Origin of the sequence: Acanthopleuribacter pedis, from assembly GCF_017377855.1 — a bacterium.
In the GTDB taxonomy this organism is placed as follows: domain Bacteria; phylum Acidobacteriota; class Holophagae; order Acanthopleuribacterales; family Acanthopleuribacteraceae; genus Acanthopleuribacter; species Acanthopleuribacter pedis.
The window spans coordinates 1-16,687 of record NZ_JAFREP010000052.1 but is presented as its reverse complement, the minus strand read 5'-3'; the positions used below and the strand labels follow the sequence as shown (position 1 = coordinate 16,687).

Below are 16,687 nucleotides of genomic sequence, written 5' to 3'. Positions count from 1 at the left end.
AACCTAAAGTGTGCGATTCTTGGCGGCGCACTTGCCCAACCTGCTGGGCTGCAAAGTGTTGTAAAAATGCTCGACGTACCTTCCAGGTACGCCTACGCTTGTTCCAACACTTTTCGCTCCATCATTTTGAGCAATTGCATCCACCCGAAACGCACACTTTAGGTTGAAGATCAGGCGCGCGACCGCTAACTTTGCGGTTGCGGCACCCTTTGATGATGTAGCGTGCTTTTGGCGTAACCCGGCGCGGCCGTGTGTGGCCACCGAATAGGGAGACCCTACCATGAGCGAAGAGACCTCGACCCCGCAAGAGAACAACGAAACGAAAAGCGTGACCACGCAAAGTGCGAAACGTCCGCCGAAACCGCCCGGCCCCTTGCGGCGTTGGTTCGTGCGGCTGGTGATTTTTGCGGTGATGGGCACCCTGGGGATTGCCGCCGGCGTCGGCTGTGCCCTGTTTATTCTCAAAAAAGGCGGCGAATTTGAGGACCTGGAAAAGTTGGCGTCCTACAAGCCTGCCCAATTTACCCGTGTTTACGCGCGTAACGGCGATTTAATCGACATCATTTCCTCCCAGCAGCGCATTATGTTGGAGTACCGCGACATCCCGCCCAACTTTGTCCACGCGTTGGTTGCTGTTGAGGATGAATATTATTTCAACCATATCGGCGTGTCGCCGCTCGGCATTTTGGCCGCGCTCAAGGATTATGTGCGGACCGGTCGCCTGCGTGGTGCCTCAACCCTGACCCAGCAGTTGGTCAAAAACATTACCAATGACCGCCGTTACTCCGGTGGGCGCAAACTCAAGGAACAGTTTTTGGCGGTTCAGTTGGAGTTGCGCTACACCAAAGAAGAAATTTTTGCGATGTACGCCAACGAGGTACCGCTCGGCAACCAGCAGTTTGGTATTGAAGCCGCGGCCCGTTATTACTTCGGCAAATCGGTCGGCGCCATGACCCTTGAAGAATTCGCCACCTTGGCCGGTTTACCCCAGGCCCCCTCGCGGTTTAACCCCTACCGCAACCCCGATTTGTGTCTGAGACGGCGCAACATCGTGCTGTACCGCATGTGGGACGAGGGTTACATCACCCGCGAAGCCTATGATCGCGCCAAAAAGAGCCCGATTGAGTTGGTCGACCGCAAACGCGCCAAAAACAAACCGGTCGCGGCCCATTTCGTCGACAAGGTACGCAAGTACCTGTTCGACAAATACGGCGAGGAGGTGGTGCGCACCTCGCGTTGGGATGTCCACACCACCCTCGACATGACCTACCAGGTCATCGCCGAGGATGCGGTGCGCGACGGCCTGAAACAGGTCGACAAGTCCATGGGGTACCGACCCCACGACTGTCCCTCGGTGTTCACGAAAGAGGATCCCAACAACATGGCGTTGGTTACAGAATACTACGATCCCAGTTGGCACCAGGTCCTGCAGCCTGGCATTTCCATTCGGGGCGTGGTGCAGGAGGTTGGTGACGATTACCTCACGGTTCGCATTGATGAGGATCGGTTTCGCGTTGATTTAGAAGGTTTGAAGTGGACCAAAGCCAAAAAAGGCAAACTCGACAAGATGTTCCAGCTCGGTGATGTGCCGCTGTTTATGGTGCTGGAAGGCGAGGCCGAGGTGGGCGACCTGATTCGCGACGCCCGCGACGAAAACGAGGATGAAGCACTGGAGGACGAAGAGGAATCGGCCGAGGATTTGCTCGCCGACCGTGACGAGGAAACCGCCGACCCCGAGCGCATGGTGTTGCGCACCGACCTCAAACTGGTGATCGACCAAGAGCCGCAAATCGAGGCGTCCTTCATGGCGGTGGATCCCCATACCGGCGACCTGTTGGCCGAGGTGGGCGGGTATGATTACGACCGCAGTAAGTTCAACCGCGCCGAGCAAGCCAAACGCCAGGTGGGTTCTGCTTTTAAACCCTTTGTGTTCGGCGCCGCCTTGGAGAAGGGTTACTCCCTCGCCGACCTGTTGTTTGACGAGCCGACCCAGTTCATCGATCCCACCAAGTTCTATTTCGACGACCAAGGGGTGCTGCAGGTGCGCGCCTCGAGGCGCAACCAACGCCGCATGAAACTGGGTTTAATACCTACGCCCAAACCTTACCAGCCCCACAACTACTACAACCGCTACCAGGGCCAGGTCACCTTGCGCAGCGCCATGGCGCAATCGCTGAACATCGTTTCGGTTAAGTTGTTGAACTCGGTGGGTTACGATCACGTGCTTGAGTACGCGGAACGCCTTGAGATTGACGAAGGCAATGACCTGCAGCCGTACCCGAGTTTGGCCCTGGGTGCGATGGAAATGACCTTGGCCGATTTGGTGCAGGCCTACGGGATTTATGCCGTGAACGGCGTGCGCCACGAGCCGCGGTTCATCCACCACATCATGGATGCCAAGGGCCGTGCGATTGAGGAGAACCCGATTCGCGGCAAGCAGGTGATTTCGCCGCAAAACGCCTTTCTGGTGACCCAGACCTTGCGCGCGGTTGTTCGTGACAAAAAAGGGACCGCGCGACGGGCGCAACGGCTCGGTTTGGAAGTGGCCGGCAAAACCGGTACCACCGATGATTACACCGACGCTTGGTTTATTGGTTACTCGCCGCAAATCGCCGCCGGCGCCTGGGTCGGCCGCGACCTTAAGGAAACCATCGCCCGCAACCGCACCGGCGGCAACACCGCCTTGCCGATTTGGCTGCGGTTCTTCGAGGGCATTAAAGCGGAACTGGACGAGGATGCTCAGTTCATCATGCCGGAAGGTTTGCGGCTAATGCCGATTGATCAGCAGACCGGGAAAAAGATGACGCGCGATTGCGATTGTCCCGAGGATGACATGATCGCCGAGGTGTTCATCCCCGGCTCCGAGCCCACCGAAATCTGTAGTTCGGCCGAGAAGAAACGGCTGGCTCTGCCTTGGTATCTGCAGAAACGTTTGTACGAATTCGACAAGCTGACTGGCCGCATCGAGCCGGAGCAAATCATGATTGACTACGCTTCCCAGCAACGGGCGCTGCGCAATCGGGAAAAAAGCGCGGAGGAAGGCCTGTAGCCTGATTGGCGGGGGCGACGGATTTTGGGGCCTTCGCTGTTTTTGAGGCAGGCGGGAACCATTAGGATGGGCGACCGCGGTTTTGCCGGCTTGGCCTTGCCAACTGCGCCGCGGCGCATACAATAAAGGAGATTTTTCCTAAAACAGGTTCACCGGCTCAGAAATAAGGAGGGCGGAGTATGAACTATTTTGACGGCCTGGTGTTTGCGGTTGCAGACGACCAGAAAGACGCTTATGTGGATTATGCGAAAAAGGTGGCGGCCCTGTTGAAACAACATGGCGCGTTGCGGGTGGTTGAAGGTTGGGGCAATGATGTGCCCGAGGGCAAGCTGACCTCGTTTCCGATGGCGGTTAAGCTTGCGGAAGGCGAGACGGCGGTGATGAGCTGGATCGAGTGGCCGTCCAAGGAAGTGCGCGATACCGGGATGGCGGCCTGCATGAAAGATCCGTTGTTCGATCCCGAGGTAACCTCGGTTCCTTTTGACGGCAAGCGCATGATCTTCGCCGGCTTCGACGTTATTTTGGATGCTTAACCCGCAATTTGCATGGGTTTCGGCTTCGTAGCAGAACTTCTTGTGAGAATTGCGGATTAAGCTTCGATCCATGCTGAAGTGATGATTGGAAGGTCCCAATAAAAAGGCCCGTTCGGTGGTGTGCCGAACGGGCTTTTTGTTAAGGGGTGGGTTGCCGGGTTAGCGGCGGTGGAGGCGGAGGGTTGCGCCGCCCGCCGTTTCCTCTTGGGTTACTTCCACGTAGATGAAGCGGCCGCGGTGGTCGGCCAGGTTCAGGCCGGTTTGGCTTGCTTCATCCGGGCCGCAGTCCGTGAGCGGTTCGAGGGCGCCGTCTTGGAGCGCGTACCAGCGCAGTGAAACCTTGGCCGCGTCGATTTCGAGCGTTCCTAACGCGTCCTGGGGCACCCACAGCGCCAGCCAGCTTTGGGCGACGGTGGTTTCGAAGCAGTCCGACCACACCGCGCCGCTTTTCAATTGGATGGCTTGGGTGCTTGTCCAATCGGTCGGCCAGTGGGCGCGGTTGATTTGCTCACCCGCTCCTTGGCGAACGACCCAGGTGGTTTGCCTTGTCGGCAACAGCTCTTCGAGGCCGAGGAAGTCCTCCAACGCCACGATTTGACCGAAATCCACGTGGTCGCTTAACAGGTTTTCCACCGTTTCTTGTTCGTAACCAAGCTCCGCCAGTTGCGCCCAATGCATGTCGCGTTTCGCCGCGTTGCCGGAACCGGGCATAAACACCAGGGTTGGATCGGTTTTCTCCGTTTTGCCGGTGTCCGGGTTGTTGATGAGCTCGACCAGCGTGTCGATGTCACGGCAGTCCAGGTCGTCGGGGAGCAGGCAGTCGATGATCGGTGGGTTCGGCCAACTCGCGATCAGTTCGATGATGCGCGCGGAGGAGAACACGGTGATCTCGCCGGTTTGATCGAGGGTGAATCCACCTGGATCGGTGATGCGGTAGTCAAAGGTGTAGACGTCGCGTTGCCCCAGAACCGGGGTGTAGACGAAGGTGCTGCCGTCAAGCACCACGGTGCCCACGGCCGGTTGGGTAAGGATCTCGAAGGTGTGCAAGCCGAGGTCGGCCGCGTCTCGATCAACGACCACCGGTGTGGCCCTGCCTTCCAGGTCGTTGTCGGCCAGGCTCATGGTGAGCGTGGCTTGGGTGGGTGGCCGGTTGACCACCACCGTGCGGGTCGCCGGGATCGGGTCGGCCAAACCCAAGGCGTTGGTCACGGTGAAGCTAATGGTGTGTTGGAGCAGCGGGTTAGCCACATCTTGGTCGAAGGTGATGCTGCCGGGATCTTCCTCCGTGCTGTTGGGCGCGGCGCCGTCGAAATCCCACAGGAAGGTCAAACCGTTTTGGTCCTGGGGATCTTCGCCGGTGCCGGTGAAGTTCAAGCTCTCGCCGAGGTTGACCAGAACCGGGCCGCCGCCGATGGGTTCTTCCGGTGTGTCGATGGTACCGTCCGGTGCCGCGCCGACCACGACCCGCACGGTGTGCAAGGTGGGATCGGTGGCGCCGCGGCTGTCGGTGATGGTCAGGGTCACGTCGAAGATACCGGGTTCAGCAAAAACCACCGCGCCGGGATCTTCCTCGGTGCTGTCGGGCGCGCCGCCGTCAAAATCCCACAGGAAATTGAGGTTGGTATCGGGATCCAAGCCGGACTCGGTGTTGGGATCCTCGGCCGAACCCGCGAAGGTCACCGATTGGCCGGCGGCGATGGTGAGGTCGCTCGTCGGTGCATCGATGCGCCCGGTTGGCGCATCGTTGACGATGATGGTGCGCGTCGGCGGGGTCTCGTCGCTGACGGCCACGTTGTTGGTGACCGTGAAGGTGATTTGGAAAACACCGGCGTCGTTGAACGCGATCAGACCGGGATCTTCTTGGGTGCTGTCGGGCGCGGCCCCGTCGAAGGTCCACAAGTAGGTGAGTGGCGTTTGGTTGTTGGGATCCGCGCCGGTGCCGGCGAATTCGACCTCACGGCCGGGGTTGATCACCGCGCTGCTGACCGGTTTGTCGATGAACCCGTTGACCTCGTTGCCGACGACCACAATCACCTCGGCCGGGGTTGGGTCGGCGATACCGAGTCCGTCGGTAACGGTGAAGCGCACCGTATACACGCCGGCCGTGTCAAATTGAACGTTGCCGGGATTGCGTTGGGTGCTGTTGGGTGCGCCGCCGTCGAAATCCCACAGAAAGGTGAGCGGGGTGTTGTTGTCGGGATCAATACCGGTCCCGGTAAAGTTCACCCGCTCTCCCGGCAACACGCCCACTACCCGTTCGGTCGGTGTGTCAATCGTCCCGTTGGGTGCCTCGGTGACGTTGACCACCACCTCGGCGGGCGTCGCATCGGCCAAGCCGAGATTGTTGGTGACGGTGAAGGTGACCCGGTAGGTTCCGACGTTTTCGAAACGGACCGGACCGGGGCTTTGCAAGCTGCTGTCGGGCGCGGCGCCGTCGAAATGCCACAGCCAGCGCAGCGGGGTGTTGCCGTTGGCGTCGTTGCCGTTGCCGATGAAGCTCACCGTGCCGCCGGCGGCGATGGTGACGGGGCCCGCGGGCTCAACAATGGTGCTCTCGGGTCGTTGCGCGACGGTTACCTGCACCGTGGCCGGGGTTGGATCGGCGATGCCGAGGCTGTCGGTCGCGGTGTAGCTCACGGTGAAAATTCCCTCGTTGGGGAAGGTAATTGCGCCTGGCGATTGCTGGGTACTGTTGGTGGCTTGTCCGTCAAAGTTCCACAAGTGGGTGATCGGGGTATGGCCGTCGGCGTCTTCCGATGTGCCGGTGAAGGTGACCGTCTCACCGGGTCCGATAAAAACGTTTTCGGCCGGGCCGGTAATGGTCCCGACGGGTGGGGTACTGACGGTGATCTGAACCGTATCGGGGCTCAGGTCGGCCAGACCAAGGGCGTCGGTCGCGGTGAAGGCGACCTGGTACACACCGGCGTTGTTGAAGGTCACCGAACCCGCGTCTTCCACGGTGATGTCGGCGCTGCCGCCGTCGAAGTCCCACAAATAACTGAACGGGGTGTTGTTGTCGCTGTCGGATACCGTGGCGGTGAAGTTCACCGCGTCGCCGGTGGCGATAATTTGGTTGGTTGCCGGCGTATCGATCACACCGTCGGGCCGGGCGCCGACTGTAATGGTGCGCGTCGGCGGGGTGGGATCGGCCAGGTCCAGTGCGTTGGTGACGATGAACCGGGTTTGGTAGATACCGATGCTGTTAAAGGTGACATCGCCCGGGTTTTGGTCGGTGCTGTTGGGGGCGCCGCCGTCGAAGTCCCACAGGTAGGTGAGCGGCAGGTTCCCGCTGGGGTCGCTGCCTTCACCAGTGAAGTTCACCGTTTCACCCACGCCGAGCACGACGTTTTCCGTTGGGGTCAGGATGGTGCCGTTGGGATCGTCGCCGACGTTGACCGTCAAGGTGGCCGGGGTGGGGTCGGCAATGCCGAGCGCATCGGTGGCGGTGAAGGTTACCGTGAAGACACCCGCGCTGTTGAAACGAATGGTGCCCGGATTTTGCGCCGTGCTGTTGGCCGCGCCGCCGCCGAAATCCCAGAGATAGGAAAACGGCCTGTGGTTGTCGGGATCGGTAACGTCGGCGGCGAAGGTGACCGTATCACCCACGTTGATGCTGACATCGCCGGAGGGCGCCGTGATGGTGCCGTTGGGCGGATCGCTGACGCGGATCTGGACCATTGCCGGGGTGGGATCGGCGATGCCGAGCGCGTCCACGGCGGTCAGCGACACCGTGTAGGTGCCGGACGTGTTGAAGGTGACGTCGCCCGGATTTTGGTCGGTGCTGTTGGTGGCGCCGCCGCCGAAGTCCCAGGTATAGGTGAGCGGGGTATTGTTGTCGGGGTCCGTGCCTTGACCGGTAAAGTTGACGCGCCCGCCGCTCGCAATGGTGGTGGTGCCCGCGGGAGTCAGGATCGTGCTGTTGGGGGGGTCGGTGACGCGGACCTGGACCGTGGCCGGGGTGGCGTCGGGAATGCCGAGCGCGTCCGTGGCCGTGAAGGTGATGGTATAGGTACCCACCGTGTTAAACGTGATGGGACCGGGATCTTCCAGCGTACTGTTGGTTGCCACGCCGTTAAAATCCCAGAGGTAGGCGAGCGGGGTGTTGCCGTCGGGATCGGTGGCTGTTCCGTTAAAGGTCACACTGCCGCCCACGGCGATGTTGATGTCGGCCGCCGGCGAATCAATCGTGGTTTCCGGTGCATCGGTGACGCGGATTTGCACCCTGTCCGGGCTTTGGTCCACCGCGCCAAGGCTGTCCGTGACCGTGAGCGCGACCGAGTAGGTGCCGGGCGTATCGAATTGGACCGCGCCCGGGTTTTGGTCGCTGCTGTTGGCGGCACCGCCGTTGAAATCCCAAGCGAAGCTGAAGGGCGTGTTGTTCTCCGCGTCGGTGGCGCTGCTGCTGAAGGTAACCTGCGAGCCCGTCGCGATCACCTGATCGCCGGTGGGCGCCGTGATGGTGCCGTTCGGTTGTTCCGTGACGATGATTTGCACCGTGGCGGGAAGGGGGTCGACCAAACCAAGGTTGTCCGTGACCGTGAAGGTCACGTCGTAAACGCCGGCGCCGGCAAAAGGCACCGCGCCCGGATCTTCCAGGCTACTGTCGGCCGCCGCGCCGTCGAAGTTCCAGCGGTAGGTGAACGGTGGGTTGCGACCCGGATCAACCACGCTACCCTGGAAACTGACCGATTGGCCTGGCGTGATGTAGACCGGGCTGCTTGCCGGGGCGTCGATTCTGCCGTCCGGCGCGCCGCTGACCACCACCGTGACCGAGGCCGGCGTGGGGTCGGCCAATCCGACGCTGTCCGTGACCGTGAACCGGATGTTAAAGGTCCCTTCACTGTTAAAGGTTAAGGTGCCGGGATCCTCCAGGGTACTGTTGGCGAAGGCGCCGTCGAAGTCCCACAGGTAGGTGAGCGGTAGGTTGTTGTCGCTGTCGGTGCCGCTCCCCGCGAAGGTGACGCTCCCGCCGAGGGGGATGGTGGTCGTGCCGACGGGGCTGTCGATGGTACTTTGCGGCGGGTTGTTGACCGTGATGGTGACGGTGTCGGGCGTTGGATCGGCCTGCCCCGTTGCATCCGTTACCGTAAACGTGATGGTGTAAACTCCTGGCGTATCAAAGGTAACGTCGCCAGGATTTTGGACGGTGCTGTTGGCGACGACCCCGTCGAAGTCCCAGAAGAAGGTGAACGGCGTATCGTCCTCCGTGTCGACCGCGGAGCCGTTAAACACCAGCGTCTGGCCGACCGTGATCGTGCGATCCACGTTGGGACTGGAGATCGTGCCTTGTGGTGGATCGTTGACCACGACTTCGATGGTGGCAGGCGTTGCGTCGCTTACCCCGAAGCTGTCCGTCGCGTTAAAGGTCACATTGTAGGTGCCCGAGGTGAGGAAGGTAATGTCGCCCGGATCCTCGTCCGTGCTGTTGTCGGCGCCGCCGTCAAAATCCCAAGCGTAGGTCAAGCTGCCTGCTTCGTCCGCGTCGGTCGCGGTACCGGTAAAGTTCAGCGTGTCGCCAACCGCGATAAGCTGGTTCGCGGTGGGGGTGTCGATGGTGGTTTCCGGGGCGAATGTGACGTTAATCGTGACCGAGGCCGGGGTCGGGTCGGCCACGCTGTTGGCGTCGGTCACGGTGAAGGTCACGGTGTATATGCCCGCCGTATTAAAGGTGACATCGCCGGGATCTTCATCGCTGCTGTTCGTGGCGCCGCCGTCGAAATCCCAAACGTAGGTGAAGGGGGTATTGTTGTCGGCGTCGGTGCCGGTACCGGTAAAGTTGACGCTTTCACCCACCAATATAGTTTGGGTGCTTGCCGGGGTGTCGATGGCGCTTTCCGGTGCGTCGGTGACCGTAATGGTGACCGTGGCCGGGGTAGCGTCGCTGATGCCGAGCGCGTCCGTTGCGCCAAAGGTCACCGTGTACACGCCGGGCGTGTTGAAGGCCACGGTGCCGGGGTCCTCGTCGGTGCTGTTGGTTGCGCCGCCGTTGAAATCCCAACTGTAGGTGAACGGCGTGCTGTTATCCGCGTCCGTGACCGTTCCCGTAAAGTTCACGCTCTCCCCGGTGGTAATGGTCTGGTTGCCTGCCGGGGTGTCGATGGTGGTGTTGGGGGCATCGGTGACCGTAATCGTGACCGAATCAGGGGTCGGGTCGGCGATGCCGAGGTTGTCGGTGGCGGTAAAGGTAACCGTGTAGACGCCGGGCGTGTTAAAGGCCACGTCGCCGGGGTCTTCGCTGGTACTGTTGGTGGCGCCGCCGTCGAAATCCCAGGCAAAGCTGAACGGCGTGGAACTGTCAGGGTCCGTGACCGTCGCGGTGAAGTTGACCGTATCGCCGGTGACGATGGTTTGGTTGCTGCTCGGGGTGTTGATCACGCCCTGCGGCGGATCGGTGACCGTGATGGTCACCGTGTCCGGGGTCAAATCGGCAAAACCGAGGTTGTCGGTCGCGGTGAAGGTGACCGTGTAGACACCGGGCGTGTTGAAGGTGACATCGCCGGGATCTTCCTGGGTGCTGTTTGAAGCGCCGCCGTCGAAATCCCAGGCATAGGTAAAAGGCGTGTTGTTGTCGCCGTCGGTGACCGTGGCGGTAAAGTTGACTGTATCCCCGGTAGCGATGGTTTGGTTGGTGGCCGGCGTGTTGATGGTGCCGACGGGGCGGTCGGTGACCGTGATTTGAATCGTGGCCGGGGTTGGGTCGGCAATGCCGAGGCTGTCGCTTGCGGTAAGGGTGACCGTGTAGACGCCGGGCGTGTTGAAGGTAACCGCGCCGGGATCTTCTTGGGTGCTGTTGGAAGCGCCGCCGTCGAAATCCCAGGCGAAGGTGAGTGGGGTATCGCCGTTCGGGTCACTGCCCGAGCCCGTGAAGTTGACACTGGTCCCTGTTTCAATCGTTTGGTTGGTGGCCGGCGTGTCGATGGTGCTCTCCGGCGGATCGGAAACCGTGATCGTCACCGAGTCCGGCGTCGCCGCGCTTAAATTGTTGCCATCGGTGGCGTCAAAGGTGACAGTATAAACGCCGGCCGTGTTGAAGGTGATGTTGCCGGGGTCTTCGCTGGTACTGTTGGTTGCCCCCCCGTCAAAGTCCCACAAGTAGTTCAAGTCCATGGCGTCGCCGTCGTCAACCACCGTCCCGGTGAAATTAACGCTGCCACCGGTCGCGATGGTGGTTGCCATGGCCGGCGTGTCAATCGTGGTCACGGGTCGATCGCTTACCGTGACCGTCACCTCGGCCGGGGTGGGATCGGGGGCGGTCAGGTTATCGCGGACCGTGAAACGAACCGTATACACACCGGCGGTGCTGAAGGTAACGTTGCCGGGATCTTCCAGATTGCTATCAACGGCCGCCCCGTCAAAGGTCCACAGATAGGTCAGCGGGTTATCCATGTCGGGGTCGCTGCCGCTACCGGTGAAGTTAAGGGTTTCCCCGGTTCCTATAGCAACCGTTGCCGCGGCAGGCGTGTCAATCGTGCCGTTGGGGAATTGGGTCACGATGATGGTGATCGGGTCGGGCGTCAGATCCGCCGCGCCCAGGCTGTCGGTGACCGTGAAGCTCGCGTTGTAGGTGCCTGGCGTACTGAAGGTAACGTCGACCGGATCCTCAACCGTTTCATTGCCGCCGTCCGCGCCGCCGTTGAAATCCCACAAAAAGGTGAGCGGGGTGTTGTTGTCGGGGTCGCTGGTATCGGCGGTAAACGAAAACATATCGCCCGGCTCAAGGTACAGTGTGCTCGTGGCGGGGCTGGTGACCGTTCCGGTCGGGGCGCCGTTTACGTCGAGCTGAATGGTGGCCGGGGTGGGATCGGCAAAACCCAGGTTGTCGGTGACCGTGAAGTTCACGTTTAAGGTACCGAAGGCGCCGTCGATGGTGACGTTGCCGGGATCCTCATCGGTGCTGTTGGTCGCGCCGCCGTCAAAATCCCATAAATAGGTGAGCGGGGTGTTGTTGTCGGGGTCCGTCCCGGTTCCCATGAAATTTACCACGTCGCCCTGGTTCAACGAAACCGGACCGGCCGCGGGCATGTCGATGGTGCCGTCGGGAGCCGCGTTAACGGTGATGGTGACCGTTGGTGGGCTTGGGTCGAGGATACCCAGGCTGTCGGCGGCGAGCAGGCTGACCGTATACACGCCGGGCACGTTAAACGTAATTGCGCCGGGATCCTCGTCCGTGCTGTTGGTCGCGCCGCCGTTAAAGTTCCAAAAGTAGGTCAGGGGCGTGTCGCCGTTGGGATCGGTGCCGGAGCCCGCGAAGGTAACCGATTCGCCCGCGTTGATCGTGGTATCCATGGCCGGCAGGTCGATGGAACCGCTGGGCGGGTCGGTGACCGTGATGGTGACCGTCGCCGCCGTGGGGTCGGGAATGCCCAAGCTGTTGGTCGCCGTCAGTGTTACCGTGTAAACGCCGACCGCGTTAAAGGTCGTTGAGCCAGGATCTTCGTCCGTGGAATTGGTCGCGCCGCCATTGAAATCCCACTGATAGCTGAGTGGCGTATTGGCGCCCGGATCGCTGCCACTTGCGTTGAAAGTGACACTGCCGCCGACCGCAATCACCGTATCCATCGCCGGCGCGTCAATCGTGCCGTTGGGTGGGTCCGCCACCGTAATCACCACCGAGGCCGGGGTGGGATCGGGCGTGGGCGTGTTGTCGGTTACCGTGAAGGTGACCGTATAGGTGCCGGGTGTCGCAAAGGTCACCGCGCCCGGGTCCTCGTCCGTGGAATTGGTCGCGCCGCCGTTGAAGTCCCAGGCATAGGTGTAGGGAGGGGTGCCGCCCGAGGGGCTTCCGGTGAAGTTGACACTGCCGCCGGTGGCAAGGGTGGTGGCCATGGCCGGGGTGTCAATCGTGCTGTCCGGCTGGGCCAACACCGTGCCGGCGCCGCAGAGCAGGGCGCAAAAAAACAATCGTGCAAAAAATTCATAGGCGGATCGCGAACCGGTCGCGCCGCGGGTGGCAATAGGGCTCTGATTCAACGAAAGGGGCATCAATGATCTCCTGGGTTGCGTGAAGCACCGCAAGCAATAAGCTTCAACTCAATGACCGATTGGGGGAATCGGATCATCTTCGACGCTGTCGGGGCCGACGTCACACCGGACCCCTGGAAAAGGCAAGGACTTCATGAAATAAAAGCAGGAACCGCGCATTTATGAGCGCGTTTCCCAAACGGCCTGTCGCCGTGGAAACAGGTTTATACCTAAAGTGCGCCGCCAAGAATCACACACTTTAGGTTATAGCAATTCCGCCGGTTTCCCTTGGAAACCTCGTTTATGCGAACCGCGCTCACCTCGGGTGGGCGCGCGGTTTTGGTGGATCACGATAGAGCGGAACGCGCGAATTATAACACGAGGGGAAAGGTCAATCACCAACGAGCATGTGGGATATCTTGCGAAAAAACCGTGAGAAATTGGGGCGGATTAACGTCTTGTTGCCCTGTTATCCTGTGCCTTTTTCGTGAATGGTGCGGGTGATGCGGCGTTCCGCGGCCCTCAATCGATTTTTTTGATCGCGATGAACGAGGCGAAGTTGTGCCACTTAAAGAAGGTCTCCACCTCCGCGAAGCCGCACTTGCACAACAACTCGCGTTGTTCGCTAACTTTGTAGGGGATCAGCACATTTTCCAACATCTCGCGTTTTTGGCTGATCTCCAAGTTGGAGTACCCCTGGCGGCGTTTGAACTGGTAGTACATGTCGATAAACAACCGGCTGATGTTGGTGCTGTCTTCCAACACCTTTTCGCTCAACACAAAGACGCCGCCCGGTTCCAGCGCTTCAAAAATGCGCCGCACCACCTGTTCGCGGTACAGCGGGCGCACGAACTGGAGCGTGTAATTCATAATCACCGCCGAGGCGCCGCTCATTCCCGCCGTGCGGAGGTCTTCGCGATGCAACACCACGCGTTCACCCCGGGGCAGGTTGGCGAACCGTTGCGCCGTTTTGTCAATCATCGCTTGGGAATCGTCGATCCCCACGATTTCCGCGAGTTCCTCAATGCCGTCCAGCAGCTTGGCCATCATCAACCCGGTGGAGCAGCCTAGATCGTAAACCCGCGTTCCCGGCTGGTAGTGATGGGCCACCAAATCGACAATGGCGTTTTGGACCTCGTCGTAAAACGGGACGGAGCGGTTCAGCATGTCGTCAAAAACCGCCGCCACCTCATCGCTAAATTGGAAATCGGTCAGGCGGGTGATCGGTTTTTTGAACAATTCGTCTTTCATGGTGCGGTGCCCTCGGTGCGCTCGTGATCCGATGAAACTAACCTGGGAAGGCGAGCCGGATTTGGGTTATCATCAAACAACCACCACTATTTGTAACACAGTGTTCAGGTGTTGACAGCCCTTGCCGCCTTTCCAAAAGCGCGCCGCGGTTGGTCGATACCGAGGGGCGTGAACCGATGAAAACCTGGTTGTGCTGCTTGCTGTTTGTTTGTGGGTGCCTGGTTTCGGCTCAATCCGACGTATCCGGTCAGGCGCCGGTGACCCTGCAGGTCGGCGTCGTGGGGTGTAACGGGCTGTGCGATTCGGTGGATGTTTTTGTCGATGTAACCGGTCTTGCCGGCAGCCAACACCCGGCCGGTCTCAACGCCTTTGTTCTGGCTTTTGATCTCAGCCGAAGCGACGTGTTCGCCTCGGCCGTTGCGGGCGGCGATCCCGAGCTGGCTTGGACTTTTACCCACACCAGTCGCGATACCGTCGACACCGGCAACCGTTTGGTGGTGGTCGGCAGCGTCGCGGCAACCACCGCGCCCAACCAAAACTACCAGGTCGCCAACATTCTCCTGTGTGGTGCGGCCGGCGCGGTCACGCTGACCTTTGTGCCGGAAGCCTCTTCGCTCGGCGCCCGGCTGATCGACGGCGACGGTCCCGGCCCGATTGCGATCCAGGCCCCGGCCGCCTTCAACACCGCGATTACCACGACCTTCCCGCTCACCTTTTTTACCGGTATCAGCGCCTGGCAAACCGAAAACAGCGACTACGATTTAGCCGCCCCCGCGGAAGTCGTCGATATCCTCGATCTGGTCCAACTCAGTAATTGCGGACAGCCTTAGCGTGGTTCCCGCTTAAATGCGTTGGGCCTTAATCAGCAGGGTGCCGCGCAATTTGCCGTGAGGTTCTTGCGCGGCCGTGGGTGAAAAGCCGATCGGAATCGAAAAGGTTTTCACATCGCCGTCGGCTTTTACCGTGGGGTTGCGCTTGCCCACGCCCGCGCCGTTTTTGCTTTGCGTGCCGTATTTGAGGTTTACCGAGCCGTCGGCCGTGAAACGCACGAAGAAATTAAACTGTTCGTTGTAAAGCGTTGCACCCTCTACATAGTCGTCGAACCAGTACTTGTAGTCGATTTCATACTCAGGCACCAGCACCCGCACGTCGACCGCAAAATTCATGGCTTGGTCGGCGACTTTTGGGGAACGGTTCTTTGAGTTGAGGAAGCCACTCATGAGAAAGATCGCATTGGCCTTCGGCCCGCTGAACGCGGTGTCTTTGCGCATGATGGCCGAGCCTTGGTCCTTGATGCGTTCGTGTAACTTGATGCGTTCGCCGCGAATGCGGGCCACGGTTTCGATGTAATACACCGCGCGAATGGTTTTGCCTTTATCGATGTGACCTTGGATGGGCTTGGGGAAGGTCACCTTGTCGACATCCAAAAACACGTCGACGCGTACATCGCCGAACAGGAAACGCCGCAGGTTTTGGTAGCCTTCCTCGGAGTTGACCAATCCGTACCAGCCGCTGTGGGCGCGGTGGGCATAGGCGCGTGGCGCGCCCTGCACCCAGGCGTTTTTGCACATCACCAGCCCGTCGCTCATGGCACCGGTGGTGCGTCGGGTAATGCCCATGGCGACGGTGTAATCTTTGTAGTTGGTGCCGATAAAGCAGAAAAAACGGTTTGGATCGAAGCTGTTGTTGAGTGAATTAACGGCCTTATTTTTTGGGGTTTTAGCCGGCAAGCTGAGGTAATCGCGCATGACCTTGCGGTTAAAAACCTTGCTTTGAAAGGTATCCAACGGACCTAGGTTGGGCACGTTAACGCCCAGCAGTTCGATGCCGTTGTGAGGCGTGCCGTAGGTGAACACCTTGGCAACCAGTGGAACGCCGCCGGTCTTGCTCAGTGCCAAGGCTTGGTTTTTCTGGTCATCGGGTTGACCCTCTTCATCTCGTGCGCCCAGGGTGCAAAGCGTTTGCAAGTAACAGCGCGCGATCAGTCCGCCCATGGAATGGGCCACCAAATGGACTTTGAAGGCGTCCTGTTGTTGGGTATCCGTGCCACACACATGGTCGCGGATGCGTAGAATCAGCGCGCGTAAGTCTTCGGCGAAGGCGCGCATGGTTTGGGGCTCACCTTCGCCCAGTTCCTCTGAGACGACCTCGTAATAGCGGGAAATCCAAATACTCCGGGCGGGGATGGATTCACCGCTTTGCGGATAATCGCCGTTGCGGTAGCAATCGTCATAGTCGTGATCTTTGATCAAACGGACGAGGGGCGATTCAAAGACATATTTCTCGGGTTTCCCCTCATAGGTCTGCCGCAATTTGGTAGCACCGAGGTTAAAACCCATGTACGGGGTTGATACGGTTTCCTCCACGGCGCTTTGGCCCCCGGCATAACCGCGCAGATAGACAATTGGATAAAAAGGTGGTTGCAGCGCCATGAGGGGACCTCCTAATAGGGAAACTGATGCCGCGGGAACAGCCGACTTTCACGCACGACGGATCGGAGGATCGCGAAGAGATCCCCCTTTGCGACACCCGCTGAACGGCGGCTTTGGTCATGGTTGTTTGAACCAACTCTAGTCGGCGCTTTCTCCGAATGCCAGGAGAAAAAAGGCTAGCGCGAGGGTTATCTCGTTTTTGATTAAACCTAAGAGGCGCTGAAGCGAGGGGTTTTGGCTAAAGATCTGGAGCGAAATGGTTTGGGAAAAGCGGGCCGGGGTCGCGCATGACGCGCACCCGCTGGGTGCGGTGAGCATTTTTACAGGCCGTTGTAGCCCAGATAGTGTGTTGTGGGTTTGAGTGCAAGGGGAAATCTCAGGTTCCACCGTTTTTGTTAGAGCCAGGCATACCCCGGCCTAGCGGCCGATGAAGCGGCCGCGTTCAGCGGGGGCATTTTTTC

6 protein-coding genes are annotated in these 16,687 nt (G+C 59.9%); 3 read left to right on the top strand and 3 right to left on the bottom strand.

What is annotated here, in order from left to right:
• Positions 1 to 280: 280 nt before the first annotated feature.
• Together J3U88_RS32240 and J3U88_RS32235 are read left to right on the top strand one after the other, a co-directional pair.
• Positions 281 to 3,049 carry a penicillin-binding protein 1A gene (locus J3U88_RS32240; protein ID WP_207863163.1) on the top strand — a complete coding sequence of 923 codons (2,769 nt, stop codon included), beginning with the start codon at positions 281 to 283 and terminating at the stop codon, positions 3,047 to 3,049.
• A 179-nt stretch (positions 3,050 to 3,228) separates the two neighbouring features.
• Positions 3,229 to 3,582, top strand: a complete 354-nt coding sequence (locus J3U88_RS32235) for a DUF1428 domain-containing protein (protein WP_207863161.1) — start codon at positions 3,229 to 3,231, stop codon at positions 3,580 to 3,582.
• Positions 3,583 to 3,741: 159 nt separating this feature from the next.
• Here the strand turns inward: J3U88_RS32235 and J3U88_RS32230 are convergent, their stop codons facing one another.
• Together J3U88_RS32230 and cmoA are read right to left on the bottom strand one after the other, a co-directional pair.
• Positions 3,742 to 12,564, bottom strand: a complete 8,823-nt coding sequence (locus J3U88_RS32230; RefSeq protein WP_207863159.1) for a PKD domain-containing protein — start codon at positions 12,562 to 12,564, stop codon at positions 3,742 to 3,744.
• A gap of 501 nt (positions 12,565 to 13,065) precedes the next feature.
• Positions 13,066 to 13,794 carry a carboxy-S-adenosyl-L-methionine synthase CmoA gene (gene cmoA / locus J3U88_RS32225; RefSeq protein WP_207863158.1) on the bottom strand — a complete coding sequence of 243 codons (729 nt, stop codon included), beginning with the start codon at positions 13,792 to 13,794 and terminating at the stop codon, positions 13,066 to 13,068.
• Between the two features lie 176 nt (positions 13,795 to 13,970).
• Between cmoA and J3U88_RS32220 the strand changes: the two genes are divergently transcribed.
• Complete coding sequence (locus J3U88_RS32220) at positions 13,971 to 14,624, top strand: hypothetical protein (RefSeq protein WP_207863156.1); 654 nt, start codon at positions 13,971 to 13,973, stop codon at positions 14,622 to 14,624.
• Positions 14,625 to 14,636: 12 nt separating this feature from the next.
• Here the strand turns inward: J3U88_RS32220 and J3U88_RS32215 are convergent, their stop codons facing one another.
• The gene (locus tag J3U88_RS32215; RefSeq protein ID WP_207863155.1) at positions 14,637 to 16,226 is read right to left on the bottom strand and encodes an esterase/lipase family protein; all 1,590 of its coding nucleotides are present in this window, start codon (positions 16,224 to 16,226) and stop codon (positions 14,637 to 14,639) included.
• Between the last annotated feature and the right edge of the window lie 461 nt (positions 16,227 to 16,687).

Excerpts from the sequence above, each read along its gene's own strand:
- J3U88_RS32240 (WP_207863163.1), top strand. The coding sequence starts at position 281 with ATGAGCGAAGAGACCTCGACCCCGCAAGAGAACAACGAAACGAAAAGC.
- cmoA (WP_207863158.1), bottom strand. The coding sequence starts at position 13,794 with ATGAAAGACGAATTGTTCAAAAAACCGATCACCCGCCTGACCGATTTC.
- J3U88_RS32215 (WP_207863155.1), bottom strand. The coding sequence starts at position 16,226 with ATGGCGCTGCAACCACCTTTTTATCCAATTGTCTATCTGCGCGGTTAT.
- J3U88_RS32220 (WP_207863156.1), top strand. The coding sequence starts at position 13,971 with ATGAAAACCTGGTTGTGCTGCTTGCTGTTTGTTTGTGGGTGCCTGGTT.
- J3U88_RS32235 (WP_207863161.1), top strand. The coding sequence starts at position 3,229 with ATGAACTATTTTGACGGCCTGGTGTTTGCGGTTGCAGACGACCAGAAA.
- J3U88_RS32230 (WP_207863159.1), bottom strand. The coding sequence starts at position 12,564 with ATGCCCCTTTCGTTGAATCAGAGCCCTATTGCCACCCGCGGCGCGACC.